We start from the raw sequence: 15,277 nt of genomic DNA on the forward strand, positions 1-15,277 counted from the left end.
GCGGGCGGGTGGCGTCTGGGCGGTTGACGCCCCGGCGCTGAAACGACATTGTCCGGCCAAATCGAGCCCCGGACCCATGAACTTGCTGCCCAAACTGGTTGTTATCCTTGCCTGGGCGGCGCTGCTCGCCGGGCTGACCCTGCCCACGCCGACCCCCGAAGTGGCCAATATTACGACGCTGGTGCTGATGGGCGTGGGAATGCTGGTGCTGGCCGTGGTGCCGGCGTCGCGCGCCGTGTTGCGGCAGCCCGCCATCGCGCTGTCGCTGGGGGCGGGCCTGGTGCTGCTGGTGGCGCTGGCGTTCACCGCGACCTCGCCGCTGCATATCGCGGTCATCATGGTGCTGGCGCCGCTCTGGCTGGCCGGGGCGCATGCGGGCCTGCTGACGCGACTGGGCGAGACGCTGACGCCGCTGGCGATTGCCAGCTTTGCCCTGCCCGGGGCGGCGGCGGGCGCCGGCATTGCCGGTTATGACGTGCTGGTGCGCCAGTTCGACCGCGGCGGCATGCTGGTGAACAACCCCATCCATCTGGCCGACCTGACCCTGATGCTGGGCTTTGTCGCGCTGGTCGGCCTGCTCGACCGCCGGCCGGTGCGCTTCGTGTTTCTGCTCGGCCCGCTGCTGGCGCTGGTCGCCGTGTGGTTTTCCGGCTCGCGCGGCCCGCTGCTGGCCTTTGTGCCCATGCTGCTGGTGGGGACCGCCATGCTGGCGGCGATGACGCTGCCGCGCCGGCAGGTTGTCATGGTGCTGGTCGCCGTGGTGGCGCTGATCGGGCTGGCGGGTACGGCGGTGCTTGGACTGGGGCTGGGCGGAAGGCTGGGCGAGCTGGGCGGGGCGGCCGTGGCGCTGGTCACGGGCGGGGCGACCGACGGGGCAATCGGGGAACGACTCTACATGTACCAGACCGCCTGGAATGCCTTTTGGGCCTCCCCCCTTTACGGATATGGCATGATCGAGTTCACCACCAGCGCCGCGCCCTTCGCGCCGCCGGGGCCGGGCTATGCCCCCTCCTCGCACCTGCACAATGACTTGGCCGATTTTGCGGTGATCGGCGGGCTTTTAGGCCTGATCAGCTATGGTCTGCTGCTGGCGGCGCCGATTGCCGGGGGGCTGGCCACGCGTGGACGGCACCGCCAAGCCGCGCTCTATCTGGGCGTGCTGGCGAGTCTGGGCTATTTCGCCATGGGCATGACCAATGCCATGTTCGGCATCCTGACGCAGACGGTGGTCTATGGCGTGCTGCTGGCGCTAATCGCGGCGCTGGCGCAGATCGGACAGGAAGACCAGGCATGACCGGCACACCGATCCATATCGCCCTGACCTTTGACGATAATTTCTGGGCCCCAGCCTATGCGCTGATGCGCTCGATATGCCTGGCCAGCAAGCGGCGCGCCGACATTGTGTTCCACCTGCTGCACCTGCCGCTGACCGAGGCGCATCTGGACGATCTCAGGCGCATCGAGAGCGAGTTCGGGGCGACGCTGGTCTGGTACAACCTGGCGCACAATGCCGAATTCGACGCCTTCGTCGCCGGCCTGCCCACCAGCACGCAATGGCCCAAAGTGGTTTATGGGCGGCTGATGCTGGGACGACTGCTGCCCGAGACGGTAACCCGCGTGATCTATCTCGATTGCGACATGATGGTGCGCGATCCGATCGAGGCGCTGTTCGATACGGACCTCAAGGGCTTTCCGCTCGGGGCGGTGCGCGATTCGGTGCATCCCTTCATCGTGGGCAAGCGCGACATGGCCCAAAATAGCGACCTGTTCGACTATGCCGACCCCTATTTCAACTCGGGCATGCTGCTGATCGACCTGGTTGCCTGGCGCGCCATCGACATCCAGGCCGAAGTGAGGGCCCTGGCGGGACGCGGCATCATGGACCGGCTCTATTACGACCAGGACATGCTGAACCTGATCTTCAGGAACAATTGGCTGGAACTGAACTGGCGCTGGAACACCATCGATGCCCATGCCGCCCATGAGGGGATGAACCCGGCTATCCTGCACTATACGCGCAAGAGCAAGCCCTGGGGGATCATGTCAGGGATCTTCCATTCCAGCGCCCATGCCCGGTTCTACCGACATGTGATGACCAATGAACTGTTCTACCGCTTCGCCCGGCACCGCTGGCAGCGCTGGTGGAAGAAGCTGCTGCGGCTGCGCTGACAGCTATCAGCCGAGGGCAATGCCTTCGCGCTGGCACAGGGTCCAGAGGGCGCTGCCCGGCTCGGGCAGCGGCATGTCGGCCCGGCCGCGCCGGGTCAGCTGGCTGCGCCAGAGATGGACGGCCAGGGTATCGGGACCGATGGCGCCATCCACGCTGGAGCCAGACTGCATCAGCGCAGGAATGCCTTCATAGGGAATGGGGTAGAGCGCCGAACTGGGCCGCACCAGATGCTCAAGGCCACGCTGGCGCATGTAATGGGTCAGCGCCATGGGGCCGGTGGCGCCATATTGCATATCCTCGGGCGCGATCTTTTCCCCGAGCAGGCGCCTGGCGGCGACTTCGAGGCGGCGGAACAGCGGCAGGTGAGGCTCCAGCAATGGCCGTTTGCTATCGGTGAAGATCGAGAGCAGGTCGGCCAGCAGCGGCGCGTCGGCCGGAATGTGCAGCACGGCGCCATTGATCGAGCCGGTCCGCTCATAGGCCATCAGGTAGTCGGGCGGGCCCTCAATGGGGCGCACACAATAGACATCAAGATCGGCATAGACCCCCCTGCCCTGGGCCAGCACTGCCATGCGGAAATAATCGGAGAAGACGCCGGGCGTACCCTTGCCCTTGTAGAAAACCAGCTTGTCGCGCGGCAGGACTTCGGTGGCGTCGCACTGGAGGGCGCCGGCGGGCAGGTTGTCGATGGGATCGAAGGAATAGACTTCCACGGCGTGACCGTGGCGGCGGAACGACGCGATGGAGAGCGCCTCCAGCCAGCTCATGGGGCCGTGCCAGAAGCTGACAATGGTGGGCAATTGGGTGGTCAGCGACGTGGGCATGGCAGTCCGGGGTGACGATGGGCCTGCGCTGTGCTTAGCCCAGCGCGGTCCACTCTGTCACCCCGGCGCTATTCGGTCAGGCCAGCACGCCGTCTTTCAGCGAGGTCGCCAGCGGCGCCGGCCGCTCGACGGGCGTCTTGATGTCAATGGTCCGACCCTCGCGCGACGCCGTCTCGAAGGCTTCCATGACCTCAAGCACGTGCAAGGCGAGATCGCCATTGGCGCGGTGCGGCCGGTTGTCGAGAATGCCCAGGGCCATGTCGGCGACGCCGAGCGAGCGGTAATTGCCGTCGGCATAGGGCGCGGTCACCGGGACCGGGGTCCAGGGCTCGTCGCGGCCGCGTTTCTTCATCTCGACATCGCCGCCGAAGAAATTGGGATCGGGGACGATGAGGCTGGCCTCGGTGCCATAGAGTTCGAGCGGCACATGCTTGTGGCCGGCCACGTCAAAGCTCATGGCGACCTGGACGATGGCGCCATTGGCAAAGCCGAGCGCGCCGGTGACATGGGTATCGACATGCACGTCCATGATCTGGCCCTTCTTGGGCTCGGACAGGACCGGGCGCTGCAGGCGCAGGCGCGAGGCCATGGCCGAGACGCGGGCGACCGGGCCCAGCAGGTTGACCAGGTCGGTGATGTAATAGGGGCCCATATCGAGCACCGGGCCGCCGCCGATATCGTAGTAGAAGGCCGGATCGGGGTGCCAGGCCTCGTGGCCGGGGGCCTGCATGAAGGCGGTGCCGCCCACCAGCTGGCCCAAAGCGCCGCTATCGACGACGGCGCGGGCCTGCTGGTGCGAGCCGCCCAGGAAGGTGTCGGGCGCCGAGCCGATGCGCAGGCCGGCCTTGTTGGCAGCGTCGAGCAGGGTGCGGCCCTCGGCAAAATTGATGCCGAGCGGCTTTTCCGAATAGACGTGCTTGCCGGCGGCGAGGCAGCGCAGGCCGACCTCGACATGGGCGCGCGGAATGGTGAGGTTGACGATCAGCCCGATCTCGGGATCGGCCAGCATGGCTTCGATGGACATCGATTTCAGGCCGAACTCGGCAGCGCGCGCCTGCGACGCCTCTGGCCGCATATCGGCCAGGCCCTTGATGTCGAGCACGGGAAAGCCGGCCATGGTCTCGTGGCCGGTCATGGCCCTCAAGTAGGCCGACGAAATATTGCCGGTACCGATAAAGCCGATACCGAGGCGCTTGGTGGTCACTATGCTGTCCTCCCTGACATGTTAGTGGCAAACTAACGGGGAGCGCCGCGCGGCGCCAGAGCGGGGAAAGGTTTATTTGGCTGCTGCAGCCTGTTCGGCAAGCCAGGCCGCGTCAGGCGGGATCGGCGTGATGATGTCGAGCAGCACGCCATCGGGATCCATGGCGATGACGTGGCGCTGACCGAAGACTTCGTCGCGCAGCGGCTGAAGGATCGGCACGCCGGCGGCCGCCAGGCGCGCCGCCTCAATGGCGGCGTCCTCGACCTCGAAGCTGAGAATCAAGCTCCGAGTCGGGCCGCGCCCACGGGCCGGGATGGTTTCATGGTCGTTGGCGATCACCGCCAGTTCGATGGCCGGTCGGGCTGTTGAGCGCAGCTGCACATACCAATTGCTGGAAAACACCCGCTCGAAGCCGAGATGGGTCTCATAGAAGCTGGCACTGGCCTCGACATCGGCGACCTGCAGCAGTGGATAAAAGCCGGTGGTGCGCATGGGATCTCCTTGCTTTACCGATCAATTAGATACATTCTGCGTGTATCTATCCGTAAAATGCAAGGTGTATGTATGCAGGTGCGCCAGAGTCAGAGGGAACGGCGCGAGGGAACGCAGCGGGTGTTGATTGCTGCGGCGCGGCGGCTGTTTGCCAGCCAGGGTTTTGCCGCGACCGGCACGCCGGAGATCGTGGCGGCGGCGGGGGTAACGCGCGGCGCGCTCTATCACCACTTTGCCGACAAGGCGGCGCTGTTCCAGGTGGTGGTGGAGGAAGAGCATGCCCTGCTGGCCATGGCCATCAATGGCGCAACCGCGGGCGAGGACGAGCCCGGCCCGGTCAAGGCGCTGATCGCCGGGGGCGATGCCTTTCTCGACGCCATGCAGGACGAGGGGCGGCGGCGCATTCTGCTGGTCGATGCCCCTTCTGTACTAGGCCGGGCGGCGGTCGACGCCATCGACGCGCGGCATGGGCTGCGCACGCTGATCGAGGGTGTTGCTGCCGCCATCGAGGCCAAGGCCATCCGGGACCTGCCCGTGCTGCCGCTGGCGTATCTGCTCAATGCCCTGTTCGACCGGGCCGCCCTGGCAGCGCCGGCGGAGCTGGCCGACTACCGCAAGACTATCAAGGCACTGATCCGCGGGCTCAAGATCTAGAGTCGAGCGCGGCCAGGCGCGCCGCCAGGGTCTGTACAGCGGCGATCAAGGGGGCGATGAACTGGTCATAACGCAGGCCCTGTTCGCTCTGTGGATCGGCCGGATCGACCAGAACGTGGCCGGCGAAGTCACGTTCGCCCAGCACGGCCTGTACCTGCTGGGCCAGCAGGCCATAATGGGTGCGGCCACCTTTGATCGGCGTGCCATCGACTGCCTGACCGCCCACGGCGTAGCGGAACCTCACGGGCTCCAGCGCCAGGATGAAGTCGAGCCCGAGATCGGTGGGCGCGATGGCGGTCTTCTGCCTGATATCGGAGGTCTGGATGGTGCCGGTGGCCGCCCAGATGGCGGACCAGCGGGCGCCGGAACCGCCCAGGGTCATGGCATTGTCGGTGGCGGGACGCAGGGTGGCCGCGACCGTGGTCGCCCCGGTGGTGGCGTTGACGGCGAGCGCCGTGATCCAGCTGCTGCCATCGGGGCTGACCTTGAGAGACCAGTTGTCGCTGCCGGCCAGACCCATTTCGGCCCGGCCGGACCAATTGGTCTGGAACAGCAGGCTCGCCGTATCGCCCGGTGCCGCCTTGTTGAGCTTGAGCTGATGGCCGGCGCCGGCATGGGTGAAGAGGCTGGCCGGGGAGGCCACGGCGAGACGGTTGGTGGTATCGGCGCCGGTGTTGACGCCCAGGCGCGGCAGGCTGCTGCCGAGCGAGGCCAGGGGGTGCCAGCTGCCGGAATCAAAGACCAGGCCGGTTTGATCGGCCTTGCAGTAGAGCTGCCAGCCAGGCGCCGGATAGAGGAACAGCCAGGCGCCGGACTGGAAGCTGGCGATTTCATCCGCGTGACCGGCCCAAGCGCCGGTGGCGCCGGCGGGCACCAGATAGGTCTGCCCTTCGATCGGGGTAAGTGGCGGGGTGGTCAGGGTGCGGCTTTCGATGGCGGGCTGCACCAGGGCGTCGAGCGCCTGCAGCGCCTCGTTGTGGGTGATGTGCTTTTGCGCCTGGCCCGGCATGATGAAGGGCAGCGTGAGGCGGGGGGTGTGGTCCATGGCGGTCTCCTTTGGCAAGGAGTATCCGGCCGGTGGGCGGGGTCGGGGATAAGTGGATGCTAGAGTGCCACCCGCGGGGGTCATCGCGGGTGGACTGCTTGCGCTCAGGTCGTGGCGAGATCCACGGATCGCCGCGTCGTGGTGACGATTAAGGTCACGATGAAGGTGGCGCTCATCAGCAGCACGATGGTGGGGGCCGGGGCGCTGTCGATGAAGAAGCTGAGATAGATGCCGAGAAGGGAACTGAGCACCGAGATGGTGACGGCGATCAGCATCATGGGCGCGAAGCGCCTGGAGATGAGGAAGGCGATGGCGCCGGGCGCCACCAGCAGGGCAATGACCAGCACGATGCCCACTGCGGTAAGGGCGGCGACGATGGTCAGCGACAGCAGAGCCAGCAGGCCATAATGCAGCAGCCGCACCGGCAGGCCGATGGCCCCGGCCTGCTGCGGATCGAAAATGAACAGCAGCAGGTCGCGCCATTTGGCAAGGACGATGAGGGTGACCGCCAAGGCAATGATGCCGGTCTGCAGCAGGTCGGCCGGGCTGATGCCCAGGATATCTCCGAAGAGGATGTGATCGAGATGCACGTCGGTCTGGATGGAGGTGTAGAGCACGATACCAAGGCCAAAGAGGCCCGAAAACACCACGCCCATGACGGTATCCTCCTTGATGCGGCTGTTTTCCTTGAGGAAGCCGACCGAGAGGGCGCAGGCCATGCCGGCGGCAAAGGCGCCCACGCCGAGCGGCAGGCCGACAATATAGGCCAGGACCACGCCGGGCAGAACGGCATGAGATATGGCGTCGCCCATCAGCGACCAGCCCTTGAGCACGAGAAAGCAGCTGAGCAGGGCCGTCGGCACCGCGACCATGACCGCGATAGCCATGGCATTGGTCATGAAAGGAAACTGGAACGGCCAGAGGGCGTAGATCAGAACCTCGTTCATGGCGTGAGCTCGCTGGCAATATTGGCGTCGCGGCGGCGGCGCGAGGCCAGCATGCCGTGCTTGGGGGCAAAGAAGAAGGCGGCGAGGAAGACGGCGGTCTGCAGCACGACGATGATGCCGCCGGTGGCGCCATCGAGGAAGAAGGAGAGATAGGCGCCAACCAGCGAGGACAGCGCGCCCACCGCAATCGCGATCAGGATCAGGCGGGGGAAGCGGTCGGTCAGCAGATAGGCGGTGGCGCCGGGGGTCACCACCATGGCGATGACGAGAAAGGCGCCGACGGTCTGCATGGCCGCAACGGTGCAGGCGGCCAAGAGGGTGAAGAAGATCACCCGCAGCAAGGGCGGATTGAGCCCGATGGTGCGGGCATGGCTTTCATCGAAGAAGGTAACCATGAGGTCCTTCCAGATGACCAGCATAACGGCCAGCGTCACCATAGCGATGATGACGAGCTGGATGGTGTCCTCGGGAGTGACGGCCAGGATATTGCCCATGACAATGGTCTGGATGTTGACCGAGGTGGGCGATAGCGAAATCATGAACAGGCCGAGGCCGAAAAAGGCGGTGAAGATCAGCCCGATCACCGCATCTTCCTTGAGCTTCGTGCGCTGGGTGAGAAACAGCATGGCCGCCGCGGCCAGACCACCGGAAAAGAAGGCGCCCAGCGAAAAGGGCAGGCCCAGCATATAGGCGCCGGCAACGCCGGGGACGATGGAATGGCTGAGGGCATCGCCGATCAGCGACCAGCCCTTGAGCATGAGATAGGCCGAGAGGAAGGCACAGACGCCGCCGACCAGAGCCGAGACCCAGATGGCGTTGACCATGTAGCCATAGTTGAACGGCAGCAGCAGGGTTTCGATCATTTGCCATCCACCGGATCGGACTGGCGCGTGGTCATCTTGCCCTTCTCGCCATACATGACCAAGGGCCGCTCGTCGTCGGTCAGCACCGAGATGTGGCGCGGATCGTCGTCATCGTGCAGGCCGGCGCCGGCCAGCACGAAGTGGCGCAGGGCGCCGCCAAAGGTCTTTTCCAGCCATTCGCGGGTAAAGATCTCGCTGGTCGGGCCGGAGGCCAGCACGGTGCCCTTGACCAGCACGGTGCGATCGCAGAATTCGGGCACCGAGCCCAGATTGTGGGTCGAGACCAGCATGACCTTGCCCTCGTCGCGCAGGCCGCGCAGCAGGGCGACGATGGCGTCCTCGGTCTGCACATCGACGCCGGTAAAGGGTTCGTCGAGCAGGATGACCTCGCTCTGCTGGGCCAGGGCCCGGGCGAGGAAGACGCGCTTTTTCTGGCCGCCCGAGAGCTCGCCGATCTGGCGATGGCGGAACTCGACCAGGTTCACCCGCTCAAGCGCCTGGGTGACCATGGCGTGGTCGATGGCCTTGGGGCGGCGCAGTGGACCCATATGGCCATAGCGCCCCATCATCACCACGTCCTCGACCAGCACGGGGAAGTTCCAGTCGACGTCTTCCGATTGCGGCACATAGGCGACCAGATTGCGCTTGAGCGCCTGCTTGCCCGGCACGCCGAGGATCTCGACCGAACCGCCGGACAGCGGGACAAAGCCCATAATGGCCTTGAACAGGGTGGACTTGCCCGAGCCATTGACCCCGACCAGAGCGGTGATGGAGCCGCGTGGAATGGCAAAGCTGGCCTGCTTCATGGCCGTGGTGCCATTGCGATAGGCGACGGTGATGTCGCTGACGACGAGGCCGCTGGCGGCAAGGTCATTCATGGGGCAAGGCCTTTGACGATGGTGGAGGTGGTCACCGACAGCAGGTCGAGAAAAGTGGGGACCGGACCGTCGGCTTCGGACAGGGAATCCACGTAGAGCACGCCGCCATAGGCCGCGCCGGTTTCCCAGGCGACCTGCTCGGCCGGCTTGGGCGAGATGGTGGATTCCGAAAAGATCGCCGGAATGGCGTGTTCGCGCATGGCGTCGATGACCAGGCGGACCTGTTGCGGCGTGCCCTGCTGATCAGCATTGATCGGCCAGAGATAGAGCTCCCTGAGGCCGAAATCGCGCGCCAGGTAGGAAAAGGCGCCCTCGGACGTGGCGAGCCAGCGGCGCTCCTCAGGGATGGCGGCAATGGCGGCGCGGATCGGCTCGACGGTGGCGGTGATGGCGGCGCCATAGGCGGCGGCATTGGCATCATAGATGGCGGCATTGGCCGGATCGGCAGCGCCGAAAGCGGCGCGGATATTGTCGACATAGACCAAGGCGTCGCTGGGCGACATCCAGGCATGCGGATTGGGCTTGCCGGCATAGGGCCCGTCGCCAATGCCCATGGGCGCGATGCCATCGGTCACCACAACGGAGGGCACGTCGCCCAGATTGGCAAGGAACTGCTCGAACCACTGCTCGAGATTGAGTCCGTTCCACAGGATGAGGTCGGCGTCCTGGGCGGCGATCAGGTCGCCCGGGGTGGGCTGGTAATTGTGGATTTCCGAGCCGGGCTTGGTGATGGAAACCACGTCGGCCGCGTCGCCGGCCACATTGGCCGCCATGTCGGCGATGATGGTGAAGGTGGTGACCACCTTGAGGCGCTTGGGCGGCGCGTCCTGGGCCATAGACGGCAGGGCAGCAAAGATGGCGGACGAGATGAGCAGGGCAGAAAACAGGCGACGATGCATCTGGCACTCCGAACCGGCGAGGCTTCGTATCTAGTGCAATTGCAAATCATTCGCAAGAAGCAAGTTGATTCCGCAATTGGGTTGGGCGGTCGCTCTAAGCAAAGAAAACCAGACCGGCAGGCCATGCCGGTCTGGTGATACGGTCAACGCTCGACCGGCAGATCAGGCGGCGTTGCGGATGATGGCGGCGATATCGCCGGCGCTGTGATTGGTGAGTTCCTTGTCGAGTGTCAGCGCAATACTGGCCTCGACGGTCTTGTGCATGGCACTGCGCAACTGGCCCAAGGTCTGGGGGTCGGCGACCAGGACCATGTGGTCAAACTTGTTGGCCTGCTTGAGGCTGAAAAGTTCTGCCGCCAGCTGCTTGGCAAAGGTGGCCTCGTCGGTCTGGCGCGGGCTCTGCTCTTCGGGGCGCGAACCGGACGGACCTTCGGCGGCCAGGTTCTGCGGCGTGAGCTGGCGCTCTTCTGTCAGGGTCATGGCGTCATTGACGCCATGGGTGCGGAACAGCACGGCACGATGCCCATCGGCCACCACGACAAGGGTCTGCTCGGGGATGGTCTTTGACTCGGTCATGGCAGGCTCCATTGGTTTGTTGCCCGAAATCCGGGCTCTCAACTCAACGGCTGGCGGCAGTGAACGTTCCGGCGCGGCGGAGCCCAGGCCACCCCGCCTGATGGGGTGGCCTGGGGTGAGGCAGGCGGCTAGTTGTCGTTGACACGGCGGCGATATTCGCTGGCGAGGTAGATCACGGCCAGGGCAAAAACCACGCCGATGCCGACCTGGGTCCAGTCCAGGCCGCCCAATAGATCGCCGGCAAAGGCAAAGCCGTCAAAGCGGGCGGCGCTCATATTGGGCTCGAAGCGATCGCCCAGGCTGGCGATCCAGTTATCGGCATAGTTGGTGGCCGGCGCGGCGGAGCGGTACTCCATGAAGGCCCAGGTGCGGGTGGCAAAGGGGTGCAGTCCGCCCAAAGTCACCCATTCGAGCGCCGAGATGATGGTGGGCAGCAGCAGGGCGATGGGAATGGCCCAGCGCCCGACCACTGTGGCAATGGCGCCGACCAAAGCGATGAAGGGCAGATACCAGATCAGGCCCGCCAGCAGCACGGTGAACAAGGCCAAAGCGACCTGGCCATAGATGACGACGATATCGCCCAAAGCGGCAAAGCCGGCCGTGCCATTGATCAGCATGGTGACGAAGGCGACTGTAAACAGCAGCACGCCGCTGAGCAGGGCCACGGCGAAAACCGTGAATGGCAGCAGGGTGATGGCGGCCACCAGCTTGCTGAGCAGAACCTTGAAATCGCTGACCGGCATGGACTTCCAGAACAGCATGGCATTGTTGCGCTTGTCGGCGGCAAAGCCGTCGGCGCAGTAGAAAAACAGCGTCGCGGCCAGATAGAGCGACCAGCCGAAACCCAGACCGAGAAAGCCCAGTTCATAGACGATCAGCGGCACCACGGTGAGCATGGCGCCCGACAGGTGCACATCGACCCGGCCGACGGTGAAGGCCAGAATGACCAGGCCGAAGATGATGGCCAGCAGCAGCAAGGGTCCGGTCAGGAAGGCGCCCCTGTGCTCGATGAACTCGCGATGGACGAGTGCGGTGAAAGCCTTCATCGCGCGGTCTCCGGATTGGCGGTGGGCCGCTGCATCAGCGCCACGAAAAGATCGGAAAGGGTCGGGGTCGAGAGCTGGCCGAATGGCTCGAGCAGGTTGCGATCGACGCCATCAAAGATCAGCACGGTCTGGCCGAAGCGGGTTTCCTCAAAGACCGGGCCCAAGGCGCGAGCCGGCGCCAGGCGGGCAGGATCGGTTACCACCAGCTGGGTGAACTTGTCGTTGACGGTTTCCATCTGCATGTGCAGCACCAGATTGCCATCGCGGATGAACATGATGTCGGAGAGCATGAACTCGATCTCGTCCACCTGATGGGTGGTGATGAGCAGAGTGCGCTCCTCGGTCATGTAGTCTTCGAGCAGGCGGCGGTAGAAGCGCTTGCGATAGGTGATATCCAAACCAAGCGTGGGCTCGTCGAGGACCAGCAGCTTGGCGTCGATGGCCATGACCACCGCCAGATGCAGCTGGGCCATCATACCCTTGGAAAGGTGCTTGACCTTCATTTCGGGACGGATATCGGTGCCTTCGAGGAAGCTGCGCGCCTTGTCCTGGCTGAAATTGGGATGGATATTGGTGAGCAAAGCAAACAGTTCGCGCACCCGCAGGAAGCGCGGCAGGCTGGCAACGTCGGAAATGAAGGCGACGTTTTCCATCAGTTTGGCACGCTGGGCAAAGGGGTCCTCGCCCAGGACGCGGATGGTGCCCTCGCAATTGGTGAGACCCAGCATGGCGTTGAGCGCAGTGGTCTTGCCGGCGCCATTGTGGCCGATCAGGCCATAGATGCGGCCGGCGGGGATGTCGAAATCGAGCCCGTGCAGCACTTCCTTGCGGCCAAAGCTCTTGCGCAGACCGCGCGCCGAGACGATGGGGGTGCCGCCCTGCGGCAGGGTGTCGAGGGAAAGCTCATTCATGGGTCTGCCCCTGGTCGGTGTTGGCTGGTGTGAGTAGGCTTTTGAGATCGAGGTCGAGCGCCCTGATCTGGGCGGCGATGCGCGGCCAGTCCTGCTTGAGGAACTTGTCCCGCTCATGAGCCAGCAGTTGCGCGCGTGCGCCCGATTTGACGAACATCCCCAGTCCCCTGCGTTTTTCCACCACACCGATATCGACCAGGGCATCGAAGGCCTTGGTGACCGTCAGCGGATTGACCGAGAGCTCGCCGGCAATCTGGCGGACCGAGGGCAGTGCCTCACCCTCCGCCACATTGCCAGCCAGGATCATCTCGGCCAGCCGCTGGCGGATCTGGACGAAGATCGGCTGGCTGGTGTGAAAGTCATCCATGTGTCTTGCCTAACTAGTGTGCTACACACCTAACACACCAATGCAGCCTGTCAACGGGATTTTTCAGCTTGCCGCGCGGCCGCGCCGATACTATCCAATACAATACCAATTGGAGACCACTCATGAGCAGCCACCCGTTCAGAATAGAAATCTGCGTCGAAGGCACCGATGGCCTGATCGCGGCGCAGAATGCCGGGGCGGACCGGGTGGAACTCTGCGCCAGCCTGATCGAAGGCGGGCTGACGCCCAGCCTGGGCGTGATCCGCGAGGCGCTGCGGGTGGCGACCATTCCCTTCCACGTGATCATCCGGCCGCGCGGCGGCGACTTTTTATACTCGGATGTCGAGTTCAATTCGATGCTGGAAGACATCAAGGCGCTGCGCGACATGGGCAGTGTTGCCGGCGTGGTGATCGGGTGCCTGACCGCCGATGGCCGGATCGACGAGGCGCGGACCACGGCGCTGGTCGAGGCTGCCCGGCCGATGAACGTCACCTGCCATCGCGCCTTTGACATGACGGCCGATTATCGCGAGGCGATCGAGGCGCTGGTGCGCTGCGGCGTTGACCGGGTGCTGACCAGCGGCCAGCGCGACACGGCCATCGAGGGCAGCGCCATTCTCAAGGACAGCGTAGCGCTTGCCGCTGGCCGCATCGTCATCATGGGCTGCGGCGAGCTCAATGCCGGCAATATTGCCCAGGTGCGCCGCGAGACCGGCGTCGACGAGATGCATTTTGCCGCGCTCAAGACGCTCAAAAGCGCCATGACGTTCCGCAACCCGCATGTGGGCATGGGCGGCACGGCCATCGAGCGCGAATATGAGGTCACGGTGACCGACGAGGCGGCCGTCCGGGCCACCATTGACGCGGCCCGCGCGGCGGCCTGACACCAAGGGCCGGCCCTGCGGCAGGGCGGCCCTTTTTTCTTTGCTCCGGTGGCGCTAGAAGCGGTGCCATGACCCGCAATTATCTCTTCGCCCAGGACGCAGCCGACGCCGCCACGACGCGGCTGATCGCGACCGCGGCGCAGGTGACCGGCTTCATGAAGGGCGAGCCCGGCCCGGCGCGGGAAGGCTGGTATGTGGCCGGTGGCGACAATGCCTATTTCATGGCGGCGCTGCACCAGGCGCTGGCGGCGACCTATCGGGACGCCGGCCCCCCACTCTGGGCGGTGCGGCTTTGGACCAATCTGATCTGGCAGCCGGCCTATCTGGCTGTCATCGCCACCCATATCCATGGCGCCCTGCCCGACCTCGCCCAGCTCAGCCAGCAGCGGCGCGGCGTTTACGTCGATGGCTACCGACTGGTGCCGGGCATGCAGAGCGGGGGTAGCGAGACAGAGCGCATTGCCCGGGCCACTGCCATGCTCAACACGTTCACTGCGCAGCTGCTCGAAGAGGTCAATGGCCTGGTCAAGCTGCGCCCCCTGAACGCGCGGCGCCTGCTGGCCGACCGCATGCTCAGCCTGATGGTCTGGCTCAGCCAGAAGCGGCGCGACCTGCCGCCGGCGGTGATCGAGGACTATTGCAACCAGTGGCTGGCCGGCATGGGGCTGAGTGGCCAGGGTGCGTTGCAGACCATTGTTGCGCCGGACGGGCGGGCCGTGCTGATCGTCAAGCGCAAGGGCTGTTGCCTGGATTACCTGCTCGATCCGGACCGGCTCTGCGCCAGTTGCCCCAAGCAGGCCGAAAATGTGCGCGTGGCGCGGCAAAGCGCCAATGCGCTGGCGGAACTGGATTAGTCGAAGACCTCGTCGGGATAGACACCCCAGAGCTCTTCCTGGCGGACATAGCCGGCATAGCTGGCGGCGCGGCCATTGCCGGCAGGGCTGGTGGCGCTGACATCGCACCAGGCCCCGTCACACTCGCGGATGATGACCTTGAAACCGGCGCCCAGCCGGGCGCGCAGGCTGGCGGTATCGGACGGGGTGGCGCGGATGGCGACCTCGCCATTGGCCAGCAGCGGGGTGGCATAGCCGGCGCGGGTGCCCTGCAGCAGGTTCTGGTGCACCCAGCCTTCGGTGCCATCCATGTCGCGAATCTTGCGCCAGGTGTCGAATTCCTGGACGATCTCGACCGGAATGACCGATTGCAGGTAGGTCCAGGCGACCTCGTATTTGGTGCCGGGGCCGACGCGCACATTGATGGGATCCGACCGGGTCGAGGCAAAGCGCGGCAGCGGCAGGCCACTGGGATTGCCTGCCTGGGCCAGCACCGGCGGCACACAGAGCAGCAGCGCCAGCAGCAGCCCGACAAGGACGCGCAGCAGAGTAATGGGGCTGGTGTGACGGCCAAAGCCGCCATGAAGGGGCTGGTCAAACATGGCTTTGCAGATGAATTCGAATTGCCTTATCACTAGCCGATGATCCTTAATGGGCACTGAAGGGCGTGGTTTTCCACAGCCC

The 15,277-nt window shown here is 65.0% G+C and carries 18 protein-coding genes; 5 read left to right on the top strand and 13 right to left on the bottom strand.

Going from position 1 to position 15,277, the window contains the following annotated elements:
- Window positions 1-76: 76 nt before the first annotated feature.
- Complete coding sequence (locus GDR53_RS07920) at window positions 77-1,294, top strand: O-antigen ligase family protein (protein WP_193337516.1); 1,218 nt, start codon at window positions 77-79, stop codon at window positions 1,292-1,294.
- Complete coding sequence (locus GDR53_RS07925; RefSeq protein WP_193337517.1) at window positions 1,291-2,169, top strand: glycosyltransferase family 8 protein; 879 nt, start codon at window positions 1,291-1,293, stop codon at window positions 2,167-2,169. The genes GDR53_RS07920 and GDR53_RS07925 overlap by 4 nt, the downstream gene beginning before the upstream one ends.
- Window positions 2,170-2,175: 6 nt before the next feature.
- On the opposite strand, the gene GDR53_RS07930 is transcribed toward GDR53_RS07925, so the two are convergent.
- The 3 genes from GDR53_RS07930 to GDR53_RS07940 form a co-directional block, all read right to left on the bottom strand.
- Entirely contained in the window at window positions 2,176-2,994 is an 819-nt protein-coding gene (locus GDR53_RS07930) for a glycosyltransferase (RefSeq protein ID WP_193337518.1), read from the bottom strand.
- 76 nt (window positions 2,995-3,070) lie between these two features.
- Window positions 3,071-4,198, bottom strand: coding sequence for a Gfo/Idh/MocA family protein (locus tag GDR53_RS07935; protein WP_193337519.1), 1,128 nt, complete (start codon window positions 4,196-4,198; stop codon window positions 3,071-3,073).
- A gap of 72 nt (window positions 4,199-4,270) precedes the next feature.
- Window positions 4,271-4,690 carry a VOC family protein gene (locus tag GDR53_RS07940; protein ID WP_193337520.1) on the bottom strand — a complete coding sequence of 140 codons (420 nt, stop codon included), beginning with the start codon at window positions 4,688-4,690 and terminating at the stop codon, window positions 4,271-4,273.
- Between the two features lie 57 nt (window positions 4,691-4,747).
- Here GDR53_RS07940 and GDR53_RS07945 point away from each other — a divergent pair, with 57 nt between their 5' ends.
- Window positions 4,748-5,344: a TetR/AcrR family transcriptional regulator gene (locus GDR53_RS07945; protein WP_408639789.1), complete on the top strand. Its 597-nt coding sequence runs from the start codon at window positions 4,748-4,750 to the stop codon at window positions 5,342-5,344.
- On the opposite strand, the gene GDR53_RS07950 is transcribed toward GDR53_RS07945, so the two are convergent.
- The 9 genes from GDR53_RS07950 to GDR53_RS07990 all read right to left on the bottom strand — a co-directional run bounded on the left by GDR53_RS07950 (window position 5,334) and on the right by GDR53_RS07990 (window position 12,876).
- The gene (locus GDR53_RS07950) at window positions 5,334-6,389 is read right to left on the bottom strand and encodes a DUF2793 domain-containing protein (protein ID WP_193337522.1); all 1,056 of its coding nucleotides are present in this window, start codon (window positions 6,387-6,389) and stop codon (window positions 5,334-5,336) included. The two genes, GDR53_RS07945 and GDR53_RS07950, sit on opposite strands and share 11 nt — an antisense overlap.
- Window positions 6,390-6,493: 104 nt before the next feature.
- A complete protein-coding gene (locus GDR53_RS07955) occupies window positions 6,494-7,336 on the bottom strand; it encodes a metal ABC transporter permease (RefSeq protein ID WP_193337523.1) in 843 nt (280 codons plus the stop codon).
- Entirely contained in the window at window positions 7,333-8,199 is an 867-nt protein-coding gene (locus tag GDR53_RS07960; protein ID WP_193337524.1) for a metal ABC transporter permease, read from the bottom strand. The genes GDR53_RS07955 and GDR53_RS07960 overlap by 4 nt, the downstream gene beginning before the upstream one ends.
- Entirely contained in the window at window positions 8,196-9,077 is an 882-nt protein-coding gene (locus GDR53_RS07965; protein WP_193337525.1) for a manganese/iron ABC transporter ATP-binding protein, read from the bottom strand. Before GDR53_RS07965 ends, GDR53_RS07960 begins: the two co-directional genes overlap by 4 nt.
- A complete protein-coding gene (locus GDR53_RS07970; RefSeq protein WP_193337526.1) occupies window positions 9,074-9,976 on the bottom strand; it encodes a metal ABC transporter substrate-binding protein in 903 nt (300 codons plus the stop codon). The genes GDR53_RS07965 and GDR53_RS07970 overlap by 4 nt, the downstream gene beginning before the upstream one ends.
- Before the next feature lie 162 nt (window positions 9,977-10,138).
- On the bottom strand, window positions 10,139-10,552 hold the full coding sequence (locus GDR53_RS07975) for a host attachment family protein (RefSeq protein ID WP_193337527.1): 414 nt from the start codon (window positions 10,550-10,552) through the stop codon (window positions 10,139-10,141).
- Between the two features lie 128 nt (window positions 10,553-10,680).
- Window positions 10,681-11,598 carry a hypothetical protein gene (locus GDR53_RS07980; protein WP_193337528.1) on the bottom strand — a complete coding sequence of 306 codons (918 nt, stop codon included), beginning with the start codon at window positions 11,596-11,598 and terminating at the stop codon, window positions 10,681-10,683.
- Window positions 11,595-12,509 (bottom strand): ABC transporter ATP-binding protein, encoded by a 915-nt coding sequence (locus GDR53_RS07985; protein WP_193337529.1) that lies wholly within the window; start codon window positions 12,507-12,509, stop codon window positions 11,595-11,597. The genes GDR53_RS07980 and GDR53_RS07985 overlap by 4 nt, the downstream gene beginning before the upstream one ends.
- Window positions 12,502-12,876: a GntR family transcriptional regulator gene (locus GDR53_RS07990; protein WP_193337530.1), complete on the bottom strand. Its 375-nt coding sequence runs from the start codon at window positions 12,874-12,876 to the stop codon at window positions 12,502-12,504. Before GDR53_RS07990 ends, GDR53_RS07985 begins: the two co-directional genes overlap by 8 nt.
- Window positions 12,877-12,998: 122 nt before the next feature.
- On the opposite strand from GDR53_RS07990, the gene GDR53_RS07995 reads away from it, so the two are divergent.
- Together GDR53_RS07995 and GDR53_RS08000 are read left to right on the top strand one after the other, a co-directional pair.
- Window positions 12,999-13,760, top strand: a complete 762-nt coding sequence (locus GDR53_RS07995; RefSeq protein ID WP_193337531.1) for a copper homeostasis protein CutC — start codon at window positions 12,999-13,001, stop codon at window positions 13,758-13,760.
- Window positions 13,761-13,828: 68 nt separating this feature from the next.
- Entirely contained in the window at window positions 13,829-14,614 is a 786-nt protein-coding gene (locus GDR53_RS08000) for a siderophore ferric iron reductase (RefSeq protein ID WP_193337532.1), read from the top strand.
- Here GDR53_RS08000 and GDR53_RS08005 read toward each other — a convergent pair.
- The gene (locus GDR53_RS08005; RefSeq protein ID WP_210321412.1) at window positions 14,611-15,195 is read right to left on the bottom strand and encodes an SH3 domain-containing protein; all 585 of its coding nucleotides are present in this window, start codon (window positions 15,193-15,195) and stop codon (window positions 14,611-14,613) included. The genes GDR53_RS08000 and GDR53_RS08005 overlap by 4 nt on opposite strands.
- Window positions 15,196-15,277 lie beyond the last annotated feature (82 nt).

The sequence above is a fragment of the Devosia beringensis genome (assembly GCF_014926585.1).
Taxonomy (GTDB): Bacteria; Pseudomonadota; Alphaproteobacteria; order Rhizobiales; family Devosiaceae; genus Devosia; species Devosia beringensis.

What these genes read in the sequence shown, in the direction of transcription:
- GDR53_RS07920 (WP_193337516.1), top strand. Translation starts at nt 77, where the DNA reads ATGAACTTGCTGCCCAAACTGGTTGTTATCCTTGCCTGGGCGGCGCTG.
- GDR53_RS07925 (WP_193337517.1), top strand. Translation starts at nt 1,291, where the DNA reads ATGACCGGCACACCGATCCATATCGCCCTGACCTTTGACGATAATTTC.
- GDR53_RS07930 (WP_193337518.1), bottom strand. Translation starts at nt 2,994, where the DNA reads ATGCCCACGTCGCTGACCACCCAATTGCCCACCATTGTCAGCTTCTGG.
- GDR53_RS07940 (WP_193337520.1), bottom strand. Translation starts at nt 4,690, where the DNA reads ATGCGCACCACCGGCTTTTATCCACTGCTGCAGGTCGCCGATGTCGAG.
- GDR53_RS07945 (WP_408639789.1), top strand. Translation starts at nt 4,748, where the DNA reads ATGCAAGGTGTATGTATGCAGGTGCGCCAGAGTCAGAGGGAACGGCGC.
- GDR53_RS07950 (WP_193337522.1), bottom strand. Translation starts at nt 6,389, where the DNA reads ATGGACCACACCCCCCGCCTCACGCTGCCCTTCATCATGCCGGGCCAG.
- GDR53_RS07955 (WP_193337523.1), bottom strand. Translation starts at nt 7,336, where the DNA reads ATGAACGAGGTTCTGATCTACGCCCTCTGGCCGTTCCAGTTTCCTTTC.
- GDR53_RS07960 (WP_193337524.1), bottom strand. Translation starts at nt 8,199, where the DNA reads ATGATCGAAACCCTGCTGCTGCCGTTCAACTATGGCTACATGGTCAAC.
- GDR53_RS07965 (WP_193337525.1), bottom strand. Translation starts at nt 9,077, where the DNA reads ATGAATGACCTTGCCGCCAGCGGCCTCGTCGTCAGCGACATCACCGTC.
- GDR53_RS07970 (WP_193337526.1), bottom strand. Translation starts at nt 9,976, where the DNA reads ATGCATCGTCGCCTGTTTTCTGCCCTGCTCATCTCGTCCGCCATCTTT.
- GDR53_RS07975 (WP_193337527.1), bottom strand. Translation starts at nt 10,552, where the DNA reads ATGACCGAGTCAAAGACCATCCCCGAGCAGACCCTTGTCGTGGTGGCC.
- GDR53_RS07980 (WP_193337528.1), bottom strand. Translation starts at nt 11,598, where the DNA reads ATGAAGGCTTTCACCGCACTCGTCCATCGCGAGTTCATCGAGCACAGG.
- GDR53_RS07985 (WP_193337529.1), bottom strand. Translation starts at nt 12,509, where the DNA reads ATGAATGAGCTTTCCCTCGACACCCTGCCGCAGGGCGGCACCCCCATC.
- GDR53_RS07990 (WP_193337530.1), bottom strand. Translation starts at nt 12,876, where the DNA reads ATGGATGACTTTCACACCAGCCAGCCGATCTTCGTCCAGATCCGCCAG.
- GDR53_RS07995 (WP_193337531.1), top strand. Translation starts at nt 12,999, where the DNA reads ATGAGCAGCCACCCGTTCAGAATAGAAATCTGCGTCGAAGGCACCGAT.
- GDR53_RS08000 (WP_193337532.1), top strand. Translation starts at nt 13,829, where the DNA reads ATGACCCGCAATTATCTCTTCGCCCAGGACGCAGCCGACGCCGCCACG.
- GDR53_RS08005 (WP_210321412.1), bottom strand. Translation starts at nt 15,195, where the DNA reads ATGTTTGACCAGCCCCTTCATGGCGGCTTTGGCCGTCACACCAGCCCC.